The organism is Nostoc sp. PCC 9305, assembly GCF_963920915.1.
In the GTDB taxonomy this organism is placed as follows: domain Bacteria; phylum Cyanobacteriota; class Cyanobacteriia; order Cyanobacteriales; family Nostocaceae; genus Nostoc.
Genome location: NZ_CAWUDN010000055.1, coordinates 1 through 20,306, shown reverse-complemented (window position 1 = coordinate 20,306; position 20,306 = coordinate 1). Strand labels below are relative to the sequence as shown.

At 40.4% G+C, this 20,306-nt stretch carries 17 protein-coding genes and 1 pseudogene; 7 read left to right on the top strand and 11 right to left on the bottom strand.

From position 1 onward, the window contains the following. Positions 1-296: 296 nt before the first annotated feature. From ACM0OX_RS20370 to recQ, 3 genes and pseudogenes are all read right to left on the bottom strand, one after another. A pseudogene (locus tag ACM0OX_RS20370) lies at positions 297-1,532 on the bottom strand (glycosyltransferase family 4 protein); the annotation flags it as partial. A gap of 1,018 nt (positions 1,533-2,550) precedes the next feature. Next, on the bottom strand, positions 2,551-3,123 hold the full coding sequence (locus ACM0OX_RS20365) for a Uma2 family endonuclease (RefSeq protein WP_414516833.1): 573 nt from the start codon (positions 3,121-3,123) through the stop codon (positions 2,551-2,553). A gap of 633 nt (positions 3,124-3,756) precedes the next feature. After that, complete coding sequence (recQ, locus tag ACM0OX_RS20360) at positions 3,757-5,916, bottom strand: DNA helicase RecQ (RefSeq protein ID WP_414516832.1); 2,160 nt, start codon at positions 5,914-5,916, stop codon at positions 3,757-3,759. A gap of 35 nt (positions 5,917-5,951) precedes the next feature. Here recQ and ACM0OX_RS20355 point away from each other — a divergent pair, with 35 nt between their 5' ends. Beyond that, on the top strand, positions 5,952-6,101 hold the full coding sequence (locus ACM0OX_RS20355; RefSeq protein ID WP_414516831.1) for a hypothetical protein: 150 nt from the start codon (positions 5,952-5,954) through the stop codon (positions 6,099-6,101). 257 nt (positions 6,102-6,358) lie between these two features. Here ACM0OX_RS20355 and ACM0OX_RS20350 read toward each other — a convergent pair whose 3' ends face one another. The 4 genes from ACM0OX_RS20350 to ACM0OX_RS20335 form a co-directional block, all read right to left on the bottom strand. Continuing rightward, positions 6,359-6,595 (bottom strand): hypothetical protein, encoded by a 237-nt coding sequence (locus ACM0OX_RS20350; RefSeq protein ID WP_414516830.1) that lies wholly within the window; start codon positions 6,593-6,595, stop codon positions 6,359-6,361. 186 nt (positions 6,596-6,781) lie between these two features. Then, on the bottom strand, positions 6,782-6,904 hold the full coding sequence (locus tag ACM0OX_RS20345) for a hypothetical protein (protein WP_414516829.1): 123 nt from the start codon (positions 6,902-6,904) through the stop codon (positions 6,782-6,784). A gap of 39 nt (positions 6,905-6,943) precedes the next feature. Then, positions 6,944-8,518, bottom strand: a complete 1,575-nt coding sequence (locus ACM0OX_RS20340) for an AAA-like domain-containing protein (RefSeq protein ID WP_414516828.1) — start codon at positions 8,516-8,518, stop codon at positions 6,944-6,946. 144 nt (positions 8,519-8,662) lie between these two features. Continuing rightward, positions 8,663-10,069, bottom strand: a complete 1,407-nt coding sequence (locus ACM0OX_RS20335) for an AAA-like domain-containing protein (protein WP_414516827.1) — start codon at positions 10,067-10,069, stop codon at positions 8,663-8,665. 329 nt (positions 10,070-10,398) lie between these two features. Here ACM0OX_RS20335 and ACM0OX_RS20330 point away from each other — a divergent pair, with 329 nt between their 5' ends. From ACM0OX_RS20330 to ACM0OX_RS20315, 4 genes are all read left to right on the top strand, one after another. Then, a complete protein-coding gene (locus ACM0OX_RS20330; RefSeq protein ID WP_414516826.1) occupies positions 10,399-10,527 on the top strand; it encodes a hypothetical protein in 129 nt (42 codons plus the stop codon). Further along, positions 10,497-11,456 (top strand): protochlorophyllide reductase, encoded by a 960-nt coding sequence (locus ACM0OX_RS20325; protein ID WP_414516825.1) that lies wholly within the window; start codon positions 10,497-10,499, stop codon positions 11,454-11,456. The genes ACM0OX_RS20330 and ACM0OX_RS20325 overlap by 31 nt, the downstream gene beginning before the upstream one ends. Before the next feature lie 222 nt (positions 11,457-11,678). Further along, a complete protein-coding gene (locus ACM0OX_RS20320; RefSeq protein WP_414516824.1) occupies positions 11,679-12,131 on the top strand; it encodes a DUF29 domain-containing protein in 453 nt (150 codons plus the stop codon). Positions 12,132-12,618: 487 nt separating this feature from the next. Next, positions 12,619-13,239 (top strand): TMEM165/GDT1 family protein, encoded by a 621-nt coding sequence (locus tag ACM0OX_RS20315; RefSeq protein WP_414516823.1) that lies wholly within the window; start codon positions 12,619-12,621, stop codon positions 13,237-13,239. Between the two features lie 88 nt (positions 13,240-13,327). Here ACM0OX_RS20315 and ACM0OX_RS20310 read toward each other — a convergent pair whose 3' ends face one another. Continuing rightward, positions 13,328-14,221 (bottom strand): tetratricopeptide repeat protein, encoded by an 894-nt coding sequence (locus ACM0OX_RS20310; protein WP_414516822.1) that lies wholly within the window; start codon positions 14,219-14,221, stop codon positions 13,328-13,330. 378 nt (positions 14,222-14,599) lie between these two features. Here ACM0OX_RS20310 and ACM0OX_RS20305 point away from each other — a divergent pair, with 378 nt between their 5' ends. Continuing rightward, positions 14,600-15,625 (top strand): hypothetical protein, encoded by a 1,026-nt coding sequence (locus tag ACM0OX_RS20305; RefSeq protein WP_414516821.1) that lies wholly within the window; start codon positions 14,600-14,602, stop codon positions 15,623-15,625. Positions 15,626-15,705: 80 nt separating this feature from the next. Here the strand turns inward: ACM0OX_RS20305 and ACM0OX_RS20300 are convergent, their stop codons facing one another. Then, a complete protein-coding gene (locus tag ACM0OX_RS20300; protein WP_334932918.1) occupies positions 15,706-16,875 on the bottom strand; it encodes a homocysteine biosynthesis protein in 1,170 nt (389 codons plus the stop codon). 607 nt (positions 16,876-17,482) lie between these two features. On the opposite strand from ACM0OX_RS20300, the gene ACM0OX_RS20295 reads away from it, so the two are divergent. After that, on the top strand, positions 17,483-18,373 hold the full coding sequence (locus ACM0OX_RS20295) for a DUF4231 domain-containing protein (RefSeq protein ID WP_414516820.1): 891 nt from the start codon (positions 17,483-17,485) through the stop codon (positions 18,371-18,373). A 370-nt stretch (positions 18,374-18,743) separates the two neighbouring features. Here ACM0OX_RS20295 and ACM0OX_RS20290 read toward each other — a convergent pair whose 3' ends face one another. Together ACM0OX_RS20290 and ACM0OX_RS20285 are read right to left on the bottom strand one after the other, a co-directional pair. Then, complete coding sequence (locus tag ACM0OX_RS20290) at positions 18,744-19,889, bottom strand: AI-2E family transporter (protein ID WP_334839394.1); 1,146 nt, start codon at positions 19,887-19,889, stop codon at positions 18,744-18,746. Positions 19,890-19,979: 90 nt separating this feature from the next. After that, the gene (locus ACM0OX_RS20285) at positions 19,980-20,171 is read right to left on the bottom strand and encodes a hypothetical protein (RefSeq protein ID WP_289800122.1); all 192 of its coding nucleotides are present in this window, start codon (positions 20,169-20,171) and stop codon (positions 19,980-19,982) included. Positions 20,172-20,306 lie beyond the last annotated feature (135 nt).

Below are 20,306 nucleotides of genomic sequence, written 5' to 3'. Positions count from 1 at the left end.
TAGCGGTTACTTGGTTTGGTGATAGCTGCGAATAAAAAAACGCAGAAATTATCATAAGATAAGCTTCTGCGTTTAGGTAATAAGTTAGTTTTTTATACAGTTTGTTTTTGGTGTTGAGTTTTCTAAGCTCACTCACCATTATTTGTTACGCAAAAGCGTTATTTAGCAACCAAAACTGGTTTTTTTGCAGTTGATTGCACTAGTTCTGTAGTTGACTGCACTAGTTCTTTTGCTTTTGATTGCACTAGTTCTGTGGTTGACTGCACTAGTTCTTTTGCTGTTGACGCTACTGGTTGTGGCTGTAACAGTTGGGTGTAAAGTTCACTCAGTTGATTTGCGACACCATCCCAGCTAAACTTCGCTTCGACGCGCTTTCTACCGGCTTTACCCAATTCATCTCGCCATTCTGGACTTAAGAGAATTCGGTCAATAGCAGCAGCAAAGGCATCTACATCTTGCGGTGGAGCCAATAAACCAGTTTCTTCATTAACTACAGTAAACTGAAGTCCGCCGACATCACTTGCTACCACTGGTGTACCGCTTGCCATCGCTTCGATCGCCACTAATCCAAAGGGTTCGTAGTGACTGGGAACAACGCATACATCGGCGGCTGCGTAATAAGTTGGTAAAATATCTTGACTCAGACGACCGGCAAAAGTGGTAAAGTCACTCATTCCCAATTCGTTGACGATTTGCCCAATGCGATCGCGCTCAATGCCGTCACTGTTACCTGGAGTACTACCACCACCAATAATTAGCTGGAGATTGTTGGAGTCGCGTATCTCAGACTGATTTATTGCTCGTACCAAAGTTTCTATACCTTTGCGTTGGTCAAAGCGCCCCACGTATAGTACAACTTTGGTTTCTTTATCAATCCCCAATTCAGCCCTGGCTGCTTCTCGTGCAATCGAACCAAATCGCTGAATATCTGTACCACAGGGAATAATGTCGATATTACCTTTTGTGGAAACTAGCGATCGCATGTGTTCCTGTTCTTGCGGACTTGTCGCCACAATTCGCTCTGCTTTTTCCAACACATCTTTTTCCACGTCTAATCGCTTATTAGCAATCAGAGGAATATCTTCTATAGTGTTATATTTTACTGCTCCTAATGAGTGGTAGGTGTGAACCTGTTTACTCTTTTGGATTTCCTTTAACTCCATCCCCACCCAACCAGAGAGCCAATAGTTAGTGTGAACCAATTGGTATGTAATGTCATTTTCTACTTGAAATTGGCGGAAATTATCCACAAATTCTTGCAGATATTCAAAAATCTCATCTCGCGGCACAAACTCTAGGGGGCCAGCTTTTAAACGAATAGTTCGGCAGTTGTCGCTATGTTTAACAATGGGGTCTTGCTCCAGACTCACTTTACGGGTAAACATATCAACTTGCCATCCCAGCTGCGCTAGTGCTTCACCCACATTGCGCACATAAACATTTTGTCCCCCTGCTTCTTCTTTCCCTATTTCAATCGCTGGGTCTCCGTGGACGGAAATCAAGGCGATACGTTTTTCGGTGTTAGAGTTCATAGTTTGTGTGTTGCTGATTTTAACAAAGTTTTAGTCTGTTACAAGCACGTGTATAGCACACTTACCTGAATTATTTAGGAACTTTGATTAATATTGATTTTAATTTACTATGTCTAATTTTTTTTTACATCCTCTGTCAGAAGTATACTTTTAGAGTAAATACAACATATTTAGTTTCTTTAGATATAGGAAATTGTTATATCTATATCTCATACTTTTGATAGATAAAAATGAGATTTTTTCATTCACCTATAGCTTTAATTTCATAGATATGGCAATAGATACGGCAATTTTAATTTGCTCTCTGCCTAGAGACTCATATCCCTGACTTGTGTGAGGATATATCTGGTGAATGAGGGGTTTAACCCCACAGCATATATCAGAGTAGGAAGTCAGAAGACTTGAAAAAGAAGTCAGAATTCAGGATTCCAAATCAAGACGCGACTCGAAAATACTCGCTAACGCTACGCTATCCGCTCTTTCGTTCAAAATACCCAACTGAATTCTGGCTTACCTCTCCTGCCGGAGACGCTGCACGAACGACTACGCTCGGCGACCACCTGACTCCTGAATTCTGTTTTGATAAAAATATATTTATTTAGCTTATATTCTCTAAAAGAAATCTAAATTCTGTTTTTACGCAATTCTACTGATTTTGCTTCAAACTAGTAAATATAGTCATCACCAATTTTCAAACGGAGAAGATTAATACATGAGTTTGATAGATGGTATATTTCTGACGATATTAAATGCTGTTGCCTGTCTAGCACTGCCTAAGCTGCTATCTATAATTCTGCCTGTCAAAAACCGAAACACTGAGTCTTCAAAGTCTGCTATGACATCACAAGATTCTAACTCTGAAATTCCCAGTTTTTCTTAATGTAAACTGACGATCTATAGATACCGCCTTGATGAGGAGAAAACTTAGTTATTGGTGCAAGGCGATATCTGAACAATAAATTATACATATTGTGTTTTGGGAAAAGAATGAGAGTTGTTTTTCCATGCAATCTAAAATTTATACAGGAAAAAGCTGGTCTACAATACAGCTAAAACCAGTTAATAGCGGAGAAATAAGATGATCGCTACTAAATAAGGTTACTACCAAGTTAAGTTGACTTTGTTCGCGCCGATAGACCTCTAGTTTACGCGATCGCCAATCAGCAATCCAATATTCTTTTACTCCTCTGGAAGAATAAAGTTTAAGTTTCGCTTCTTTATCTCGTCTTAGGTCTTCGTTGCTAGCAGACAAAACTTCGACTACTAAATCTGGTGCGCCAGTTAAATGTCCCGCTTCATCCAATGTTAGCGCCAAGGTTTCTTTAGTAGCCCAAACTACATCAGGAATCACATTATCTGATTCTGAAAACAAAACGCCAGGGTTGATCACAGCTTCTCCTAAACCAGTAGACTCTGACCAAACATCAAGTTGTCGGAAAATTTTGCCACAAGTTTGCTGATGTTTAAAGTGAGGTGCCCTGGTCATAAATAATTCTCCATCAACTATCTCGTAGCGCGTCCCTTCATTTTCTGGTAATAATTCCACATCCTGAGTTGTCCAGCGTACTCCTGTATTAAGCATCTGACTCATCGGCTAACTCCTTTAATCTGGCTTTTGTGTATAGCGTTTCTCGTTTGTATGAAATACACTCTGACCTCTCTCCAAACCTCTCTCCTAAAAGGCTACGGTGTACACACAAGTCTTATAAAGTTGTCTAACAGTGTTTCGATCCCCCCTAACCCCCCTTAAAAAGGGGGGAAATTTCTTCAAGTCCCCCTTTTTAAGGGGGATTTAGGGGGATCAGATGATTTGTGTGTACACCGTAGCCTAAAAGGAGAGAGGCTTTGATAAATCTTACTCCCCTGCCCTTGTAGGGAAGGGATTGGGGGTTAGGTCTGTATTAGACTCAACCCAGAAACACTATATTTTAATCATAAGATTTAAGTTTAGCTTCCTTATCTAGTTTTTCAAAAAATAAATAGCTGACAATTGATGTACTTTTGTGTTCGCTCACAAGAGAAAGTTGTAATCTTTCCTGGTACAGATATTAACTTGACTCCAAATGCAATAAGCAAAACACAACAAAGAAAATATATCAAGTTATGGTAATGCATTAATTTTTGCATATTTGAGAGATTTTATTTCTCTATTATGTTAATTTTGATTATCCTTCATAACAAAACAATCATTGTTTTGTTTTTATTATTTGTCCTAAGCAAATTATCACTTGCGATTTTCCCGCCGCCACTTACTCCGTACTAAACGAATTTCATCAAAAGTGTAGCTTTCGCCTAGTTGTTCTTTGATGGGAGTGAGGGAAATGTCACCCAGTACTTCTAAAACCTGCCAAATTTTTTGTTGATGTTCTAAAGGTACTAATTGATTTAAATCAACTGGCTGATTTTTTCCAATTAGTTTTTCTAGATGAGTGCTAACTGTTGCCGGACTAAGGTTGCGTTTTTGGGCAATTTGAGCGATATTTAAACCCTGTTGATGCAATTGCAATGTTTGCAATTCAGTATAAGAAGAAGATGATTTGGAAGAAGATACGGAAGTAGCAGATTTATTTTGCAAACCTTTTTCTTGGCGGTAGGCGCGAATTTCTGTAAGGAACTTTTCGCCATATTGAGCAAGTTTGTGACTACCTACACCAGAAAGTTTGGCAAATTCAGCTAAGTTTTGGGGTTGCACCTGTACCATCAATTTTAAAGTGGAATCGTGGAATATCACGTAAGGTGGTACAGATTGCTCATCAGCTAATTGTTTACGTAGCGATCGCAACTTCTGTAATAATATTTCAGCTTCTTCTGCTTTTTCACTCCCCTGTTCCCAGGTAATCTTTTGGACTGTGGTTACAGCTAGCGAAACTGTGCGTTGTTTTCGCATGACTTCCCAACTTAGGGCATTTAGTTTTAAAACTGAGTAACCATCGCTAGTTTGTTCTATTAACCCTTGATGTAAAAGCGATCGCCCCAACATTCGCCATTCATCTACAGTTCTATCTTTACCAATACCGTAAGTAGAAAGTTTATCGTGTTCGTACTGGAGAATTTTGTCTTTTTTTGCTCCTCGCAACACATCAATTATGTGTACCATCCCAAATCTTTCTTTACAACGCGCCACACAAGATAAAAATTTCATGGCTTCAATTGTCCAATCTTGCATGGGTTTGGGATGACGACAATTGTCACAATTACCGCAATTACCAGGAAACCTTTCGCCAAAATAACCCAGTTGAATCGTTCGCCGACAATCAGTGCCTTCAGCGTAATCGATCATCTGACGCAATTGTTGTTTAGCAATCAACTGTTCTTGAGGATCGGTTTTTTGATCGATGCTCCATTCAATTGTTTTAACATCACCAAAGCTGAAAAATATTGTACATCGAGATGCTTCTCCATCTCTACCTGCTCTACCAGATTCTTGATAATAACTTTCTATATTTCTGGGCATATCAAAGTGAACTACCAGCCGCACATCGGGTTTATTAATTCCCATACCAAAGGCAACTGTTGCCACCATCACCCGAACATCATCTCGAATAAATCGCGTTTGATTACTACTACGTTCCTCATCAGTTAATCCAGCGTGATAAGGCAGAACACCAATCTTATCATTTTGTAGTTTAAAAGTGAGTTCATCAACTTTTTTACGAGTTAAAGAATAAATAATTGTCGAACCTTCAGTTTCTCGAATTAGTTCTAATAATTCAGCGTAAGCATATTTAGTTTTAGGACGAACTTCGTAATAAAGATTTTCACGGTTAAAGCTGGCAAGATGGATGCTTGGTTGCTTCAGCCCTAATTGTTGAATGATATCACTACGGACGCGATCGGTTGCTGTGGCGGTGAGGGCGACTGTAGGCACATCAGGATAGCGTTTTCGCAGAGATTTTAACTGGCGATATTCTGGACGAAAATCGTGTCCCCATTCCGAAACACAATGCGCTTCATCAATAGCAAAGCTAGAAATACCGATTTTTTCTTTAACTAAATCGAGAAACGGTAGAAACCTTTCACTGAGGAGACGTTCAGGGGCGACGTATAGTAATTTTACTTTACCGCTGAGGATTGCTTCTTCCCGCGATCGCACTTTGTAAGCATTCAAACTGCTATTGAGAAATGTCGCGTTAATATTATTATTTCGCAGTGCTTCTACTTGATCTTGCATCAAAGCAATTAACGGCGACACTACCACAGTTAGTCCATTTTTCAACAATGCTGGTAGCTGAAAACATAGAGATTTCCCCCCGCCAGTCGGCATCACAACCATTAAATCTCGGTTTTGCAGCGCATCTTCGATAATTTGCCGTTGTCCGGGGCGGAATTGGTCATAACCGAAGTGATATTTTAGCGCTTGTTCGAGATGGGGATACTGAAGCATAGCGATCGCTTTTTCGGGGCCTGTCTGCGTGAGTAGTGATTGAAGATATCAGGATTTTAACTCACATCATTGGTAGCTTTGGTCAGAACTGCGTTTCTATTGGCGATGTCTACGACGGGCTACGCCTACGCTTGACTTTAAAGACTGCCGCTACAAGATTAGCGATCGCACTTGTATTGAGCTAATAAATATCGTCATGAGTACCGAGTTCCCCACTATTGTCATCGGTTTTCAGTGAGAAAACAACGCGACAATCATATTCATATCCACAAGAACATGAAAAACCCTAAGAGCTTTCCCTCTAGCTTGTGAGTGCCCAATTTGACTGCAAATATGTCATTCTCCATAGCAGCAATCGTTTCTTCTATTCTGGCCTGTAAGTCAGCATTACGACGAGGAAATATTTCGGAAAGCTCTTTTAAATTTGCTCGTGATTACTAACTTATACATCGGCTGCATTTGGGTTATTGAGATATTCCCGTAATTCTTGAATTACTTCGGCAGCAGTCTGGACTTTGAGCCTACCTGCTTGGAATTCAGCAATGGAAGCTGCTGCATCTGACGCAATTTCATCTCGCCGACTTTTAATAATTCGGTTTTTGAGAATTTGTACCAGCATTTCTTGTTGCTCTAAAGTAAGCTCCATTGCGGCATCTAAAACTCTATCTAGGTTAGTCAATTGCTTACTCCTCTTAATTATTTGCGTTGATAACAGAACTCGTAAGATATAAACAACTTAAAAGTCTTATCCTTATCGCTTTTTGAGCTTCGTCAAACTCATATTAATTTATCGCACTAAATCAACCTTTATACATGAGAGATGTCTACGACGAGCTACGCCTACGTTTGACTTTAAAAACTGTCGCTACAATATTAGCGATCGCATTTGTATTGAGCTAATAAACATCGTCATAAGTAAGTCAGCATTACGACGAGGAAATTTTCGGAAAGCTGTTTTAAATTTGCTGGCGATAACTAACCTATACATCGGCTGCACTTGCGTTATTGAGAGTTTTTTTAACGATCGTTATTCTGAGGTTTCCCTAGCAGCTCTTGACTTTGGACAGTGAGCAAATTGAAGGGGTGTAGTCGGCTCGGCACATTTTAGCTGTGATTCTAAAACATCAATCTTTCGTAAAAGCGATACTCCCCACACTATAGAAATCACCAACTTGATAGTCATACCCACGAGTAAAAGTGTCACTATTGTGGCATTTTTCTTTTGTTGAGCTAGCCTTTTTTGTTGCTCAAAAAGTCGTGCTTCGACTTCTTGAGCACGTTCAGCCTCTAATGCTTGCTGTACTTCTCGCCGATCTAATTCTTCACTAGCAGCTAAAAACCGATAATCTAAGTTGCTCAAGCTTTTACCATTTGCCCACGTTTGAGCATCGATTAAGGCTTGTCCACGCAATAGGCGAGATTTATCTTTTTCTTCTGAAGCTACCCATGCATTAAAGCTTTCATAGTACGGGCGCAAGTAAGCTAATTTTTTTCCAACCCATTCTAAATTAAAAACTTCTTGATAAATTCGGTTTTTTATTTGGAGACAACCTTGTTTTTTGATTACCAAACCAGACAGTAACAGTTCTACCTGTTCTCGACTATCATCGGCTGGTACTTTCAATCCTTGGAGGATTTGTTGATAAATTCCTAACAATCTGGCGGCAAATTTTTCGTTTCTGAGGATGCGATCGCGAATAGTTCGTAAATGCTCTGGTTCATCTTGTGATTCCCATTTTTCGATAATGTACGATCGCACCACATTTTCTATCCAAAATTCTTCTGTGCCAGGAGGAATTTTCAGCTTTCTACCCATATCATCTTGAGATAAACTCACAAGTAGTCGACACAGCTTTTGAGTAAGAAATGGTTGCCCATCTGTCCAAGCTAATACTTCTTTCAAAACTTTCTGAGGATGATTGTCTTTAATATCTAGTCCCAAAGAAAGTGGTTGAGCTTCTTCAAAGGTGAAACCATTTACTTGGATGGTTTTACCAAGATTAAATGGGGTAGTATTATTTTGATATATAATTAAGTCTGAAGGTGTAGCAACTCCAAAAATTGCAAATGTAATCCGATAATACTCTGGATTAATTGCTCGTTGATTGTAACAGAACCGAATCAATTTAAAAAAGTCATCAACAGAGAAATCGAGGCTGAGTATACTATCAACTTCATCAATAAAAATAAATAACTTTTCGTTAGGAAACTGAGTTAACAAAACTTCCGAAATAAATCGACTGGTTTTTTGAACTAAAGAAAGATCGTTTTGTTCTTGCCACCAAGTTTTTAAATTAACTTTCCCTAACAGTTTAAAACTCAACCATAAATCGCCGACAACTCCTTTATACCACTGTTCGGGAGTTATATTTTCACAACCAATATTAGTCATATCAACGGTGGCACATCTAAAGCCCTCTTTTTGCAAGCGGTGCTTTGTTTTGACCATAAGTGAGGATTTACCCATTTGTCTACAGGTTAAAATGTGGCAAAATTCACCCTGTTTTAAAGCTTCGTAAAGTTCTACATCCGCTCTGCGCTGAACATAGCTAGGAGCATCATTTGTAAGAGTACCACCAACTTGGTATCGGTAATTGTTCATTTAATTGATTTTGAATTCTAAATTTCTTCGTATATCTGAATCAAAAAAATTGTCTAGGTAGGTAATTTTGATAAAATTCTCATCATCTTCATGAGATATTAAGTTCATAGTAAAAAATTTAGTACTTACTATGAACCCTTAAAACTAGCGTGGAAATTTAATAGAAGTATTAGCACTATTTTGCTTTCCCAACTGTTGACTAAAATAAAGACGATATAACTCACACATGGCACTAGCTTGATTGCCGTTTAATTGAACCAAACCCATACTTTCTAGTTTATAAGCAGCGATCGCATCTAACTCTACTTTTTCATCTGTTGCAATTACCTGTTCCATAGCTGACATTAATTCTGGTTCTTCTTGCAGTAGTGTGAACAGTTCTCGTAAATGCTGACCGTAAATTCCTACTGGTATAGATGCAGTTTCTAATAACATCTCTAGCGTCATTTCTCCCTGAAATAGATGATAAAATGCAAGGCTCACCAGATAGGGATGTCCTCCTACCATTGCTTGTAGGGGTGCAAGGCGTTTTATCCCTTCCGAGTTTCCTGCCCAATCTAGTCCGTAACGTAATGCTAAACTCTGTACTTGCTTAAGCGTAAATGGTGGCAGTGTAATTGTTATCCCTACATTGAAAGGCGATTGGTTGAGCTTAAGCGGAATATAAATTTCTGTGGTGTGAACCACTACCATCCGTAGTTTTTGCCAAGTCCGATCTTGCTTTGCTTGTTCATGCCAAAATCGCAGCATTGGCAGAAAGTCTTGGGCAATATTGGGATGTTCAAAAATCCGATGGACTTCATTCAAGGCCAAAACTAAAGGACTATCATTAATGTATTGCAACAGATAAGCTTCAAAATAGATTTTGCAGCTTACCTTGCTGCCCATTTCTATATCCCAAAAATCATCTACACAAGGAAGGAGGTTTAACTGCCTACTGACATTTACACAAAACCAACGTAAAAATTTATCCAGGGAAGCAAAAACGTCTTGGTCAGCTTCTTGAAAGTCTAAATAGACAATTTGATAATCTTGCTCTCTAGCATAAGCAATCATCCGATTGAGCAGAGAACTTTTTCCCATCTTTCTAGGTGCTTTGATCCGGATTAAGCAACCAGGGTGTAAAATCTCATTACAAACAAGTTCTTCCAGGGAAGGGCGATTGATGTAAAGAGGAGAATCTAGCGCTACAGGGCCGCTAGGAAATTCTATCTTGCTTGCTGAAAAAAAGTCTGGAGAAACCATTTTTAAGCTAGATTCTTGACCGAACTTTTCTTGGATCTGATTTTCTTGATTACCTAACTCGTCTTGTAAGTGTTTATTCAAGGCTAAATGCAGATTTTTTTTCGTTATTCTTTTTCCAAGTGCTATAGAAAGGTCTTGCCACAACTCAGAACCAACTTCCTTGATGTAATTGTTGCCGTAGCCTGATACCTCTGCCATCTCACCATAAGTTTTACCCAACCACGATTGATAGAGCACAAACCACTGAATTGAATCGAGAGGTTTGTCTTGGAGAATTTTTTTTACAGATTGTAGAAGCTTGTCCACAGTGTATAAATTGTTAAACAGGTAGGCAATTTACTTATAGCGGTTCTAGGTTTAGTAAGGTATGAGAACCCCACCCCAATCACCTCCCCATAAGCGAGAAGGTAACTATGATGTACCTTATGTGATTAGGAAACACTATATAATTTTTGGCCCAGTAATAATAATATACATCTGAAAAAATACTTGAAACCAGAAAAATTCAAGATGGCATTGATACAATTTTAAACTCTATTAGTAAATTACAAATATGATTGTAATTATATTTTTTTGAACAACTTTTGTATAATTATATACTTTTTTATTGACCATTAGTCTCTGCTATTTAGAGTATGAGATTAGTTCAGCCTAATGCAGCCTTGAAAAAGCTGATGACAATCATGGCTCACTGGTATGAGATCCTAGAGACAGTCAATGGAGTGCGAACACAATGGAACAACATCAAAAGCCAACGGTTGTAATTACGGGTGCATCTTCGGGGGTGGGCTTGTATGCTGCAAAAGCTCTTGCTGATAAAGGATGGTATGTAATATTGGCATGTCGGGATTTAGCGAAGGCACAAAAAGCTGCTCAAGATGTGGAAATCCCCTACAACAGTTATACCAGCATACATATTGACCTTGGCTCCTTGGAAAGTGTTCGACAATTTGTGAAGAACTTCCGAGCCACTGGCAAGTCTTTAGACGCTTTGGTGTGTAACGCTGCAATTTATATGCCCTTAATCAAAGAGCCTTTACGCAGTCCAGAAGGTTACGAGTTAACTGTCACTACTAATCATCTGGGGCATTTCCTATTGTGCAACCTGATGATAGAGGATCTGAAGAAATCATCTTTAGAGCCAAGGCTGGTAATTTTAGGAACAGTCACGCACAATCCAGACGAACTGGGTGGAAAGATTCCACCACGTCCCGACTTAGGCGATTTGCAAGGCTTTGCAGAAGGGTTTAAAGAGCCAATATCGATGATTGATGGCAAGAAATTTGAACCAGTCAAAGCTTACAAAGACAGCAAGGTTTGCAATGTGCTGACTATGCGGGAACTGCACGAGCGCTATCACGAGTCAACCGGTATCGTCTTCAATTCTCTTTATCCGGGATGTGTTGCAGAAACGCCGCTATTTAGAAACCACTATCCCCTGTTTCAGAAAATCTTCCCATTATTCCAGAAATACATTACTGGGGGATATGTGTCTCAGGAGTTGGCGGGAGAACGGGTTGCTGCCGTGGTTGCCGATCCTGAGTATAATCAATCCGGTATTTATTGGAGTTGGGGAAATCGCCAGAAGAAAGATGGCAAGTCTTTTGTGCAAAAAGTCTCTCCTCAAGCTCGCGATGACGACAAAGGCGATCGCATGTGGGAACTAAGCGCCAAATTGGTTGGACTTGCATGACGGAACAGGAGGTGGCATTACCCTTGTGCATGATTCATCTATTCATCAATCCACTTTTTTGAATTGGCATCATTGTAGAGGTAAAAATGCTTGAGGTGATTATTACGTCACCTCTGACTTTATTGATAGCTTTATTTAGGGTGCGTTACACTGTGTTAACGCACCGATCTTAATTGTAAAAAGATACGAAAAGTTATCTAAAGATTTCTGATGGAAACTGCCATGTCTTCTCTAAAGGCACATTCCCAAACCCTATATGAAACTGATTACTTGCAATGGATAGAAACGACTGTAGAAAAATTGCAAAGTCAGGATTACGCAAACGTTGAGTGGGAGAACCTAATTGAAGAAATTGCCGATATGGGAAGGAGTGAGCGCCGGAGTCTCAAGAGTAATCTGATTGTAATTCTGATGCATTTGCTCAAATGGCAATTTCAGCCCGACAAAAGAAGCGGTAGCTGGGAAGGAAGCATAATTGAACATCGTAGACCTGTCAAAGAAGCTCTAGATGATTCACCTAGTCTCAAATCCTATCTTGAGATAGTTTTTGCTGAGTGTTATGCACAAGCAGTGAAGCAAGCAAAAGCTGAAACTGGCTTGTCAATGGAATCCTTTCCTCTGAACTGCCCATACCAGCTAGCAGAAGTCACAGATGATGAGTTTTTACCTCACTAAGCCCTGAATTGGTCTGTATATAATGCTTCACTGTACAGTTATACCTCTATATTGCTAGCCCTTTCAAGGTGAGTGAAAATTTTGCTCAAAAAATTCCTCTTTAATCTCTTAACTCTGTGTTCTCTGCGTCTCTGTGGTTAAATAAATTACTTTTAAACCGCAGAGACACAGAGAGCGCAGAGAGAAAAACAGAGAGTTTACGAGTCACCTTGAAAGGGCTACTCTATATTGCTTACTCTATTGACTTAATACATGGAAAAAATGTATAATAGAGAACGCATAGAAGGGGAGTAGCTGCTGGCAAAAAACTTGAAAGCCAGTACATCTGAATCAACATACTGGCGATGAGCCTGGTTCAGGTGGCAAATAATCAATATTTGAAAGCGAGACCTTCACTAAGTTCACACCGAAAAGTGTAAACTTGGTGAGGTCTTTTGGCTCTCATCAAGCTTCACATCGGTAAACGATTCTTCAGGAGCTTGAGAGAGTGTTAACAGCTTTTACCGCAGGTTTATTACTAATCACGGTTTCAGAGTTAGGCGATAAAACATTTTTTATTGCTGTAATTTTGGCAATGCACCACCCACGGCGGCTAGTGTTTGTAGGTGTGACAGCTGCTTTAGCGGCGATGACAATTCTTTCGGTGATATTTGGACAAGCAGTATCTTTGTTGCCAAAAGTTTATATTCATTACGCCGAAATAGCTTTATTTATTGCCTTCGGTATCAAGCTGTTGTATGACGCTAGTAAGATGTCCAATGCTGCTTGTGATACAGAAGTTGTGGAAGAAGCTGAAGCTGCGGTGAAACAAGCAGATTTGCAGTTACCAAAGCAAAAGACTCAGTTGGCAATTGTCGTAGAAGCCTTTGTGTTGACATTTATGGCAGAGTGGGGCGATCGCACCCAAATTGCCACTATTGCTCTAGCGGCAGGCAATAACCCCATTGGAGTCACAATAGGTGCAATTTTAGGACATGCCATTTGTGCTGCGATCGCAGTTATCGGCGGCAAAATGATTGCCGGACGCATTTCTGAGCGTCAACTCACCCTGATTGGCGGATGCCTGTTTTTAGTCTTTGGTGTCGTCGCTGCCATAGAAGGAGCGTGAGGGGAAGAAGCAGGGGAGAAATCAATTCAAAATTCAAAATTCAAAATTAAAGAAATTCTGACTCCTGCTCCCTCTTCCCCAATGCTCATTACTTGGGAGTATTTCCCACTGAAGGCGCGGCAGATGGAGCAGATTTAGGAATGGGAGAAACCGTTCCTGCCTTCTTAATTTCGTCTCTGTACTTAGCAGGTGCTAAAGCTGCGGCACTATCAAATAAAGGTTTTGCATCTGCATCTTTGCCCTGTTGTTTTAGGAGCATCGCTTTTGCCACGACAGGGCGAAAATCCTTGGGATCTTTCTTAATTGCCTGGTCATAAACAGAGCTAGCTTGAGCGTAGCGTTTCTGGGAAGCATGAACAGAACCTAACAGTACCTGCACAGCTACTATATCTACACTTCCAGGCTGAATTGTATTTGCTTGGGCTGCATTAGAGAGGGTTTCTTGCAACAAACCAATGGCTGCTTCGGGTCGTTGCTGACTGATTAATAAAGCCACCATTCCTTGCAAAGCCTTCAAATCACCTGGTTTCGTGGACAAAATCGAGCGATAAGCTTGAGCGGCTCCTTCGCGATCGCCAATTTGCTGTTTGGCTTGAGCTAGTAACACTGAATATTCTGACTGTTCGGGATTCAGCTTTGCTAGCTTTTCTAGAGGTTCAATGACAACTTGGATATCAGCTGGTTTAACCTCACTTTTATCTTTTTGACTCAGTAATTGCAGTCGCGCTTGTAATAAACCCTTAAGCGCAGTCTGATTTTCTGGTTCCCGTTGCAAAACCTGTTCATAACCCCGTGCTTCGTCTTCCAGTTTTGATTTTTGGTCAGCAGAGGACAAACTGCCTCTGGTGCTAGCAGTATTCTGACTTGAGGGTGGCGTATTATTAAATGCTCCAATTATGGGAATCACCGAAACACCCACAAAAGCAAGAATTGCCACCGCTAAGACGACTTGAACTATCCAACGATTGCGCGGTTGAGACACGGTTTTGTCTTTCTCCTAAATTTTAATGACATTATCATTTACACAAATCGTAAAGTTAAAAATTTCCAAAACTTTGCGGAATACCGCCAATTGCCTGTGAATTTTATAACAATTAACTATCCACACTGCTAAAGTAAGTGATGACTTTAGGAGGAGCCGTCAGAATTGTAGCTATGATATGCTTCCGAAACTAGTGTAAAGCCGCTAAATTAGACATTTAGTGTTTATACATTAAATTTAGCGCCTTTAGGATTGTATAGAGTACCCTAGTGTGATTTTGTGAAAAGCCAATATACTTTCATCAGTCGCACAAATGCTCTTTTCAGCTGCCTTTGTAAAATCCCACAATGGGATGTGTCTCCGCCGCAAGGAGTTTTTATGAATTCCGACCTGATGCCGTTGCCTGAATCTTCCAATTCTTCTGCCTCTAACCAGGGCCCAACTAACGTAGAGGCAGCCGCTAATGTTCATATAGCAGCCCAGTCCTCTAAACAAGTTGACAATTTGCCTGTCAACACCAGCGAGACTGACTCAAATGGGAACTTGATTAATCGCCAGCAACCGATTCCGCCTCCCAGTGAACCGATGCAGTATCGAGCGATCGGCTTAGTCCGGGGTCGCTATCATGCTAGCAGCGAACAATTTACTCAAGGTACGTTGCTGACTCCAGATGGTGTAGAACTCAATGCCGTCCTCCTAGGCCGGATTATGAGCTTAGTCAAGAATCATCTAGACTTAGAAAAAGAACACTTGTGGGTAGTATATCCACGTACTAGACAAGAAAATGACACCTTGCACATCCAAATCGTCGGAGTTTGGGAGCCAGAAAATCTGGCTAAAAACTCAACAGATGAGGACGAATCGGATTTTGAGTTGCAAGAGTTAGAGACACTCGATGATGGCTTATCCGAGAACTCTGAACTAAATACAACTGCCCCCAAACCTTCATCAGAAGTTGCAGATGGTGGTTTTTCTGTTCGTGGTGAAGTAGTATACCAATCTTTTGATGCTAAAAGCTTGGTAGTCAAAATTAGGCAGGCTCCACGCAAATCAACTGACAAACCCAAATATTTTAAGTTGAAATTGAGGGGTGTGCTAACCACCAAAGCAGTAGGCAAATTCTGGGACTTCCAAGCCAAGCGGGAAGCAGACGTTTTGGTAGTAGAAAAAGCTGAAGCGATCGCTGATTTGCCCAAAAAACGCAAACCACCATTTAAAGGTGGGCCTCGTGCTGGCATTGGTGGTGCTGGTGGTAGAAAACCATTCCCCCCCAGACGCACTGGCGAAACCCCTCGTCCCATTAAGAAAACAAGTACAGGCGGCGACACCTCAGTGGTATCAAAACCTATACCAAGAACACCCGCTCCTAAACCCATCAAGCGACCGAAACCGACTCAAGAGTAGGGTATGGGGCAGAGGGGCAGAGGGGCAGAGGGGAAAACTGACTGCAACTTCTCCTCTGCTCCCCTGCTCCCCTGCTCCAATCAAAAATCCGTCCGACGGTCTTGGGGTAGAAAAGATCGCTCCATCGGAATTGGAGAAACTGGTTCTGTCAGGGTAAACGTACCTGCTTCGATCCACTTTTTCAACTCTAGGGCGACTTGCCTAGAAAAAAACAAACTCGCTAAGGGGGCAGAGCGTACTGCTTTGCCCTCTATAGTTATCCGCCCAGATTTGAGTTGGGCGTAACTCACCAAACCAAAGGTGGGACGGACGCGCCGGGGAATAGAAAAATCTACTATTGGGGCTACTAAGTCTCGATCTTGGACGGCGCAGTGTTCAATTACTTGTTCATTTAATACAGGTAGTGGTACACCAACCCCTAACATTAATGAGGGGCCATAACTTTTGAAGTAACACCCCCGCACCCAATGAGCATCCATTTGCTTGGCATCACCAATTAAAGCTAAAGTGGCAGAAGGCCCAATCGGTGTACGATTAGCTAAACGCTTTTGTAAGGGGAAGTGCTGAGTGCCTTCCCAAGCGACATAGCCAATACCACCACCTAAAAAAATTCGAGTACCTATACCAACGAGTTGCAAATCGGGATCGTTGAGTAAGGGGGAAATCGCACCGGGGTTAGAATAAACAGCATTCCCCAGACGCGGTTGTAAAGGGCCGAGATAGGTGAAAAGGGGGCGATCGCCACCATTTACACCAACAATAAAATTTTGATAAAGATTGCGCGGATTGAATAAATAAAACTGATTAATTGTGTCACTGGTAATTGTAGTTTCAAAATTTGCTCTGGGGTAACAATCTGTTACTTGTCCTTGCGCTTTCACGTGTATAGATTTACCAGCGATCAAATCTTCGATTACATGACCGCCACCACGTTCTCGCACTTCTTCTCCGTCCGTCGTCTCCACAGCGCAACTCGCACCTAAATATAAATCTACTGCCCCAAAACCAGAGTATGCTGGCACGCCATCTAACCAACAACGACGAATTTTTATTGGGGGATCGGTATGTCCCAGATTGATAATTGCACCACTTGATTCCATCGGCTCAAAAGTACCAGTGGTAATTACATCGACTTCTTTAGCAGCTTTAGTAACACCGATTTCTACAACTCGCGCTTTTAATTCTTCAGTTGTCAACACCACTGCACGTTGACGCTTAATTTTTTCATTAATTTCTGCAATTGTTCGCATCTTATCAGTGCTTACGCTTCCTGGTGAGTGGGAAATGGGGATTAGGGAAAAGAAATTTTCATTGCTCTTTGTGAGCGCAGATGATCGAGACTCTAGGATAATTTCATCTCCAAATAGCGATCGCCAATCTCTGCACGACAGCTTAATACCCCGAATAAGGATAAAATTCCAAAAAACAATTCAAGGATTGCAAAATTAAGATGATATATTTTTTGGGGCAAACAAGCTGCTTGTATCCAAAATAGTTTTTACTCTACGTAAAATTACCATAAACTAAGCCTTGCATTATTAATCAAATGTATGTATGGTTAGGATTAAGTGGACTTACTGGACTTAAATAATTTTACGTCAACCGAAAGAAACATTTCTGGTTTTTGTAAAGCATTATAAGCCAACTAGTCAATCGCAAAGTGGAAGTTAATAGCAGATACTAGAAAGTTTTGAGAAGGTAGAAATTATTTAAGAGCGTTAATAGAAGCGAAGTATAAGCAAAAATAAGTTGCTTTCTGGCGGACTTATTCTGACTTCTACTTCCTCAAAGCAATTCTACTTATTGCTATTGATTTTATTGCTACATTTGACCCGATAATGAATTGAGTAAGAGGCAATGACTACTTCAGAATTAGCTAATCTTGAGCAAAAAAACCAAAATAAGGTTTCCGATAGGATTGAAAATTTATCCTCTTCATTAGATGAAAAAAAGTTGTTCAACCTGAAGGTAATAGAGTATTTATTACTTGCAGCTTTTGTCTCTGCTGGACTCTTTATTATTTTTCTTTCAGATGATAAAACAGTTGTAATTTCTGGAGCCGTATCTCTAACTTTTTTGTTTTTTTTGCTGCTTATCAATAGACAAGTATATCAGAACTATAAGCAGGCCGCTTATAAATCTGAACTCACCAAAAAAGCTGAACTCTATAGTTATTTATTGACCAATCCTAATTCTTGGGATAAAGATACGCTGACTCTGACAAGAGGGAAGGCTTTACAATATAGCCAAGACTTGATTGACGATTATAAAAAAATTAGGAGTGTATCAAGGAACCTTTACTATAGCTTACAAATTTCGACAGTGATTTTATCAGGAGTCACACCGATTTTAGTTCTGGTAGACAAATTAGAAGCGGGACAAGCTTGGCTGAAGTGGCTGCCTGTGCTTTGCCCAGCTATTGCTTCTATAGTTGCGAGTATAGTTACCTCTTTTCCTTTTCAGAAGAATTCGCTTGCTGCTAATACAGCCGTTGAATTATTAGAAGCGGAACAAGAGAAATTTATATTGGGCGTGACTCCGCCTTATCGTTGTTATGATGTATCTGACGAAACCCAACAGCAACAAAAGGCAAGTCAGGCATTAGAATATTTTATTGTTCAAGTGAACAATATTCATCTCAACCAATTGCAACAAACTAGTGAGACGCAATCAGAAAAGACAGAATCAGCTTCATCTAATGAGCCAAACAAAGCAGAAGCAGAGGTAAAGAGCCAGAACAAACAATAGCTGATTAGCTAATTGTGTCTATGCTCATGGTTATTCTTTCAAAGAGGATTTATTCAGACTGATTCAAAAGTATGAGATTCCCAACTTTTTTAAGAAGTTGGGAATCTTATTGTTTTTTCACTCCAGCACTCATTATCCTAATAGCTTCAAAATTTACAAGACTTCATATAACTCGTGTCATTGAGTTTTTTGGCTTTCCAGGGATTATTGTTGCTATCTTTGATTAAGGCAAGAGACGCGATGAATCGCCGCCTCTACAATAATTGGTCTTTCGTCTTGACGGCGATTTATAGCATCTTTTTAATCTAAAATTTTCATCAAAAAACCTTAACCGAACCCTATTGCCGCATTAAAAGTCGAGTGACTAATCTTATTTTTTCAAGATATCATCATCAATCGAGGGATTCTCATTTATATCTGGATTTTCTGCCGTCCAATTATCATCTGTTCTAGGAGATTCAGAAACTATCACAAACTCAGTCTCTTTTTTATGATTATTTCCCCATTCATCTAAAACATCTTTAATTAACACCTCTTGTAACCAAATCTTAGCGACAACAGTTAAAGGTAGTGCTAGGAATAATCCTAAAAAGCCAAAGAACGTGACGAAAAATAGCTGGGCAATTAAGGTTATGGCTGGCAGTAATGAGACTTGATGCGCCATGACAACAGGCGTGATGAAATTACTCTCAATCTGTTGAATAATAAAGTAAAGAATCAAGACAGCGATCGCTTTCCAAGGTTCATCCAAGAAAGCGATCGCCATTGCTGGGATTACACTCATTGTTGGCCCCAGATTGGGAATCAAGTTAAAAAATCCCGCTAAAACCGCTAAAGCTAGTGCTGCCTTGACATGCAAAATTGATAAGCCAATCAGACTCATCACCCCCACTACAAAGATGGCAATGAAAGCGCCTGTAATCCATCCCTCCAAAGAAACTTCACATTTATCTAAAATCCCATCTACCCGTCGCCGATAAAATGAAGGGAAAAGCCGGACAAATACTTTGCGATAAGCCACGGGGTCGGCTAACATCATTCCTGTTAAAACCAACACTAGCAAAATCTTGAGGACGACTTCTAAAGAGCCAGATACAAAAGCAAAGGAGTTTCCCAGCAACCGATTGGCGAAGGGCTGTACTTGTTGAATGAGGCTATTGATATCTGGGATATAAGGAACTAACTGGTCAGGAATACGAGTTCTCAGGGCATCAAGCCAACTATTAAAGCGTCCAAACCCTTTAGGAACTTGATATGTTAGTTCTTGAAACTGCTGGGCAAATGGCGGCACAATTAGCCAGAAAAAACCCACGACACCTGCGAAAAAGATAGCTACTGCTAGGAGTACGGCGAATCCGCGCTTCATCCCAAATCTTTGGAAGCGTTTCGCTAGGCGATTTAAGGTGGTGGCTAACACAACTGCGGCAAACATCAACAAAAGCACTTCCCGAATTTGCCACAGGATGTATAAACAAAGAAGTATGGCGATTAAGCCGATCCATTGACCCAGGTTCACAGGCTAACTCCCAACGGTTGGCGAGATGGAATTTTCTTGTAATTAAGCTAGGTTAGCTGATTTTAGGAACTTGTGCGTAAATGGTTTGAGTTAATTTTGTTTTTGTGCTTGAAATCGCCACAGTAGAGCGATCGCTACGATCGCAATCGGCAAGAATACTATAATTAGCGCGTTGGTTGCTGTCGCCGGAATTGGTAGACTTGGCCCTGCATACTTGATCAAAACCGATAACAAAGCCGAGAGTAAAAGCAGTTTTAGAATTAATCCTAGTTGATTTTCCATAAAAGTACGGTAATACAGATTTTTGTGGTACATACAAATTTGCGCTGTACCGTGTAGTTTCTAGAATAAACCCACAGATCCAGTAGACCTCTTGCATAAATCAAAAATAAGAAAGAACCCCACCCCGCCAAAGCT

Excerpts from the sequence above, each read along its gene's own strand:
- ACM0OX_RS20295 (WP_414516820.1), top strand. The coding sequence starts at position 17,483 with ATGACTACTTCAGAATTAGCTAATCTTGAGCAAAAAAACCAAAATAAG.
- ACM0OX_RS20320 (WP_414516824.1), top strand. The coding sequence starts at position 11,679 with ATGTCTTCTCTAAAGGCACATTCCCAAACCCTATATGAAACTGATTAC.
- ACM0OX_RS20325 (WP_414516825.1), top strand. The coding sequence starts at position 10,497 with ATGGAACAACATCAAAAGCCAACGGTTGTAATTACGGGTGCATCTTCG.
- ACM0OX_RS20340 (WP_414516828.1), bottom strand. The coding sequence starts at position 8,518 with ATGAACAATTACCGATACCAAGTTGGTGGTACTCTTACAAATGATGCT.
- ACM0OX_RS20300 (WP_334932918.1), bottom strand. The coding sequence starts at position 16,875 with ATGCGAACAATTGCAGAAATTAATGAAAAAATTAAGCGTCAACGTGCA.
- ACM0OX_RS20345 (WP_414516829.1), bottom strand. The coding sequence starts at position 6,904 with ATGTATAGGTTAGTTATCGCCAGCAAATTTAAAACAGCTTTCCGAAAA.
- ACM0OX_RS20285 (WP_289800122.1), bottom strand. The coding sequence starts at position 20,171 with ATGGAAAATCAACTAGGATTAATTCTAAAACTGCTTTTACTCTCGGCT.
- ACM0OX_RS20330 (WP_414516826.1), top strand. The coding sequence starts at position 10,399 with ATGAGATTAGTTCAGCCTAATGCAGCCTTGAAAAAGCTGATGACAATC.
- ACM0OX_RS20365 (WP_414516833.1), bottom strand. The coding sequence starts at position 3,123 with ATGAGTCAGATGCTTAATACAGGAGTACGCTGGACAACTCAGGATGTG.
- recQ (WP_414516832.1), bottom strand. The coding sequence starts at position 5,916 with ATGCTTCAGTATCCCCATCTCGAACAAGCGCTAAAATATCACTTCGGT.
- ACM0OX_RS20305 (WP_414516821.1), top strand. The coding sequence starts at position 14,600 with ATGAATTCCGACCTGATGCCGTTGCCTGAATCTTCCAATTCTTCTGCC.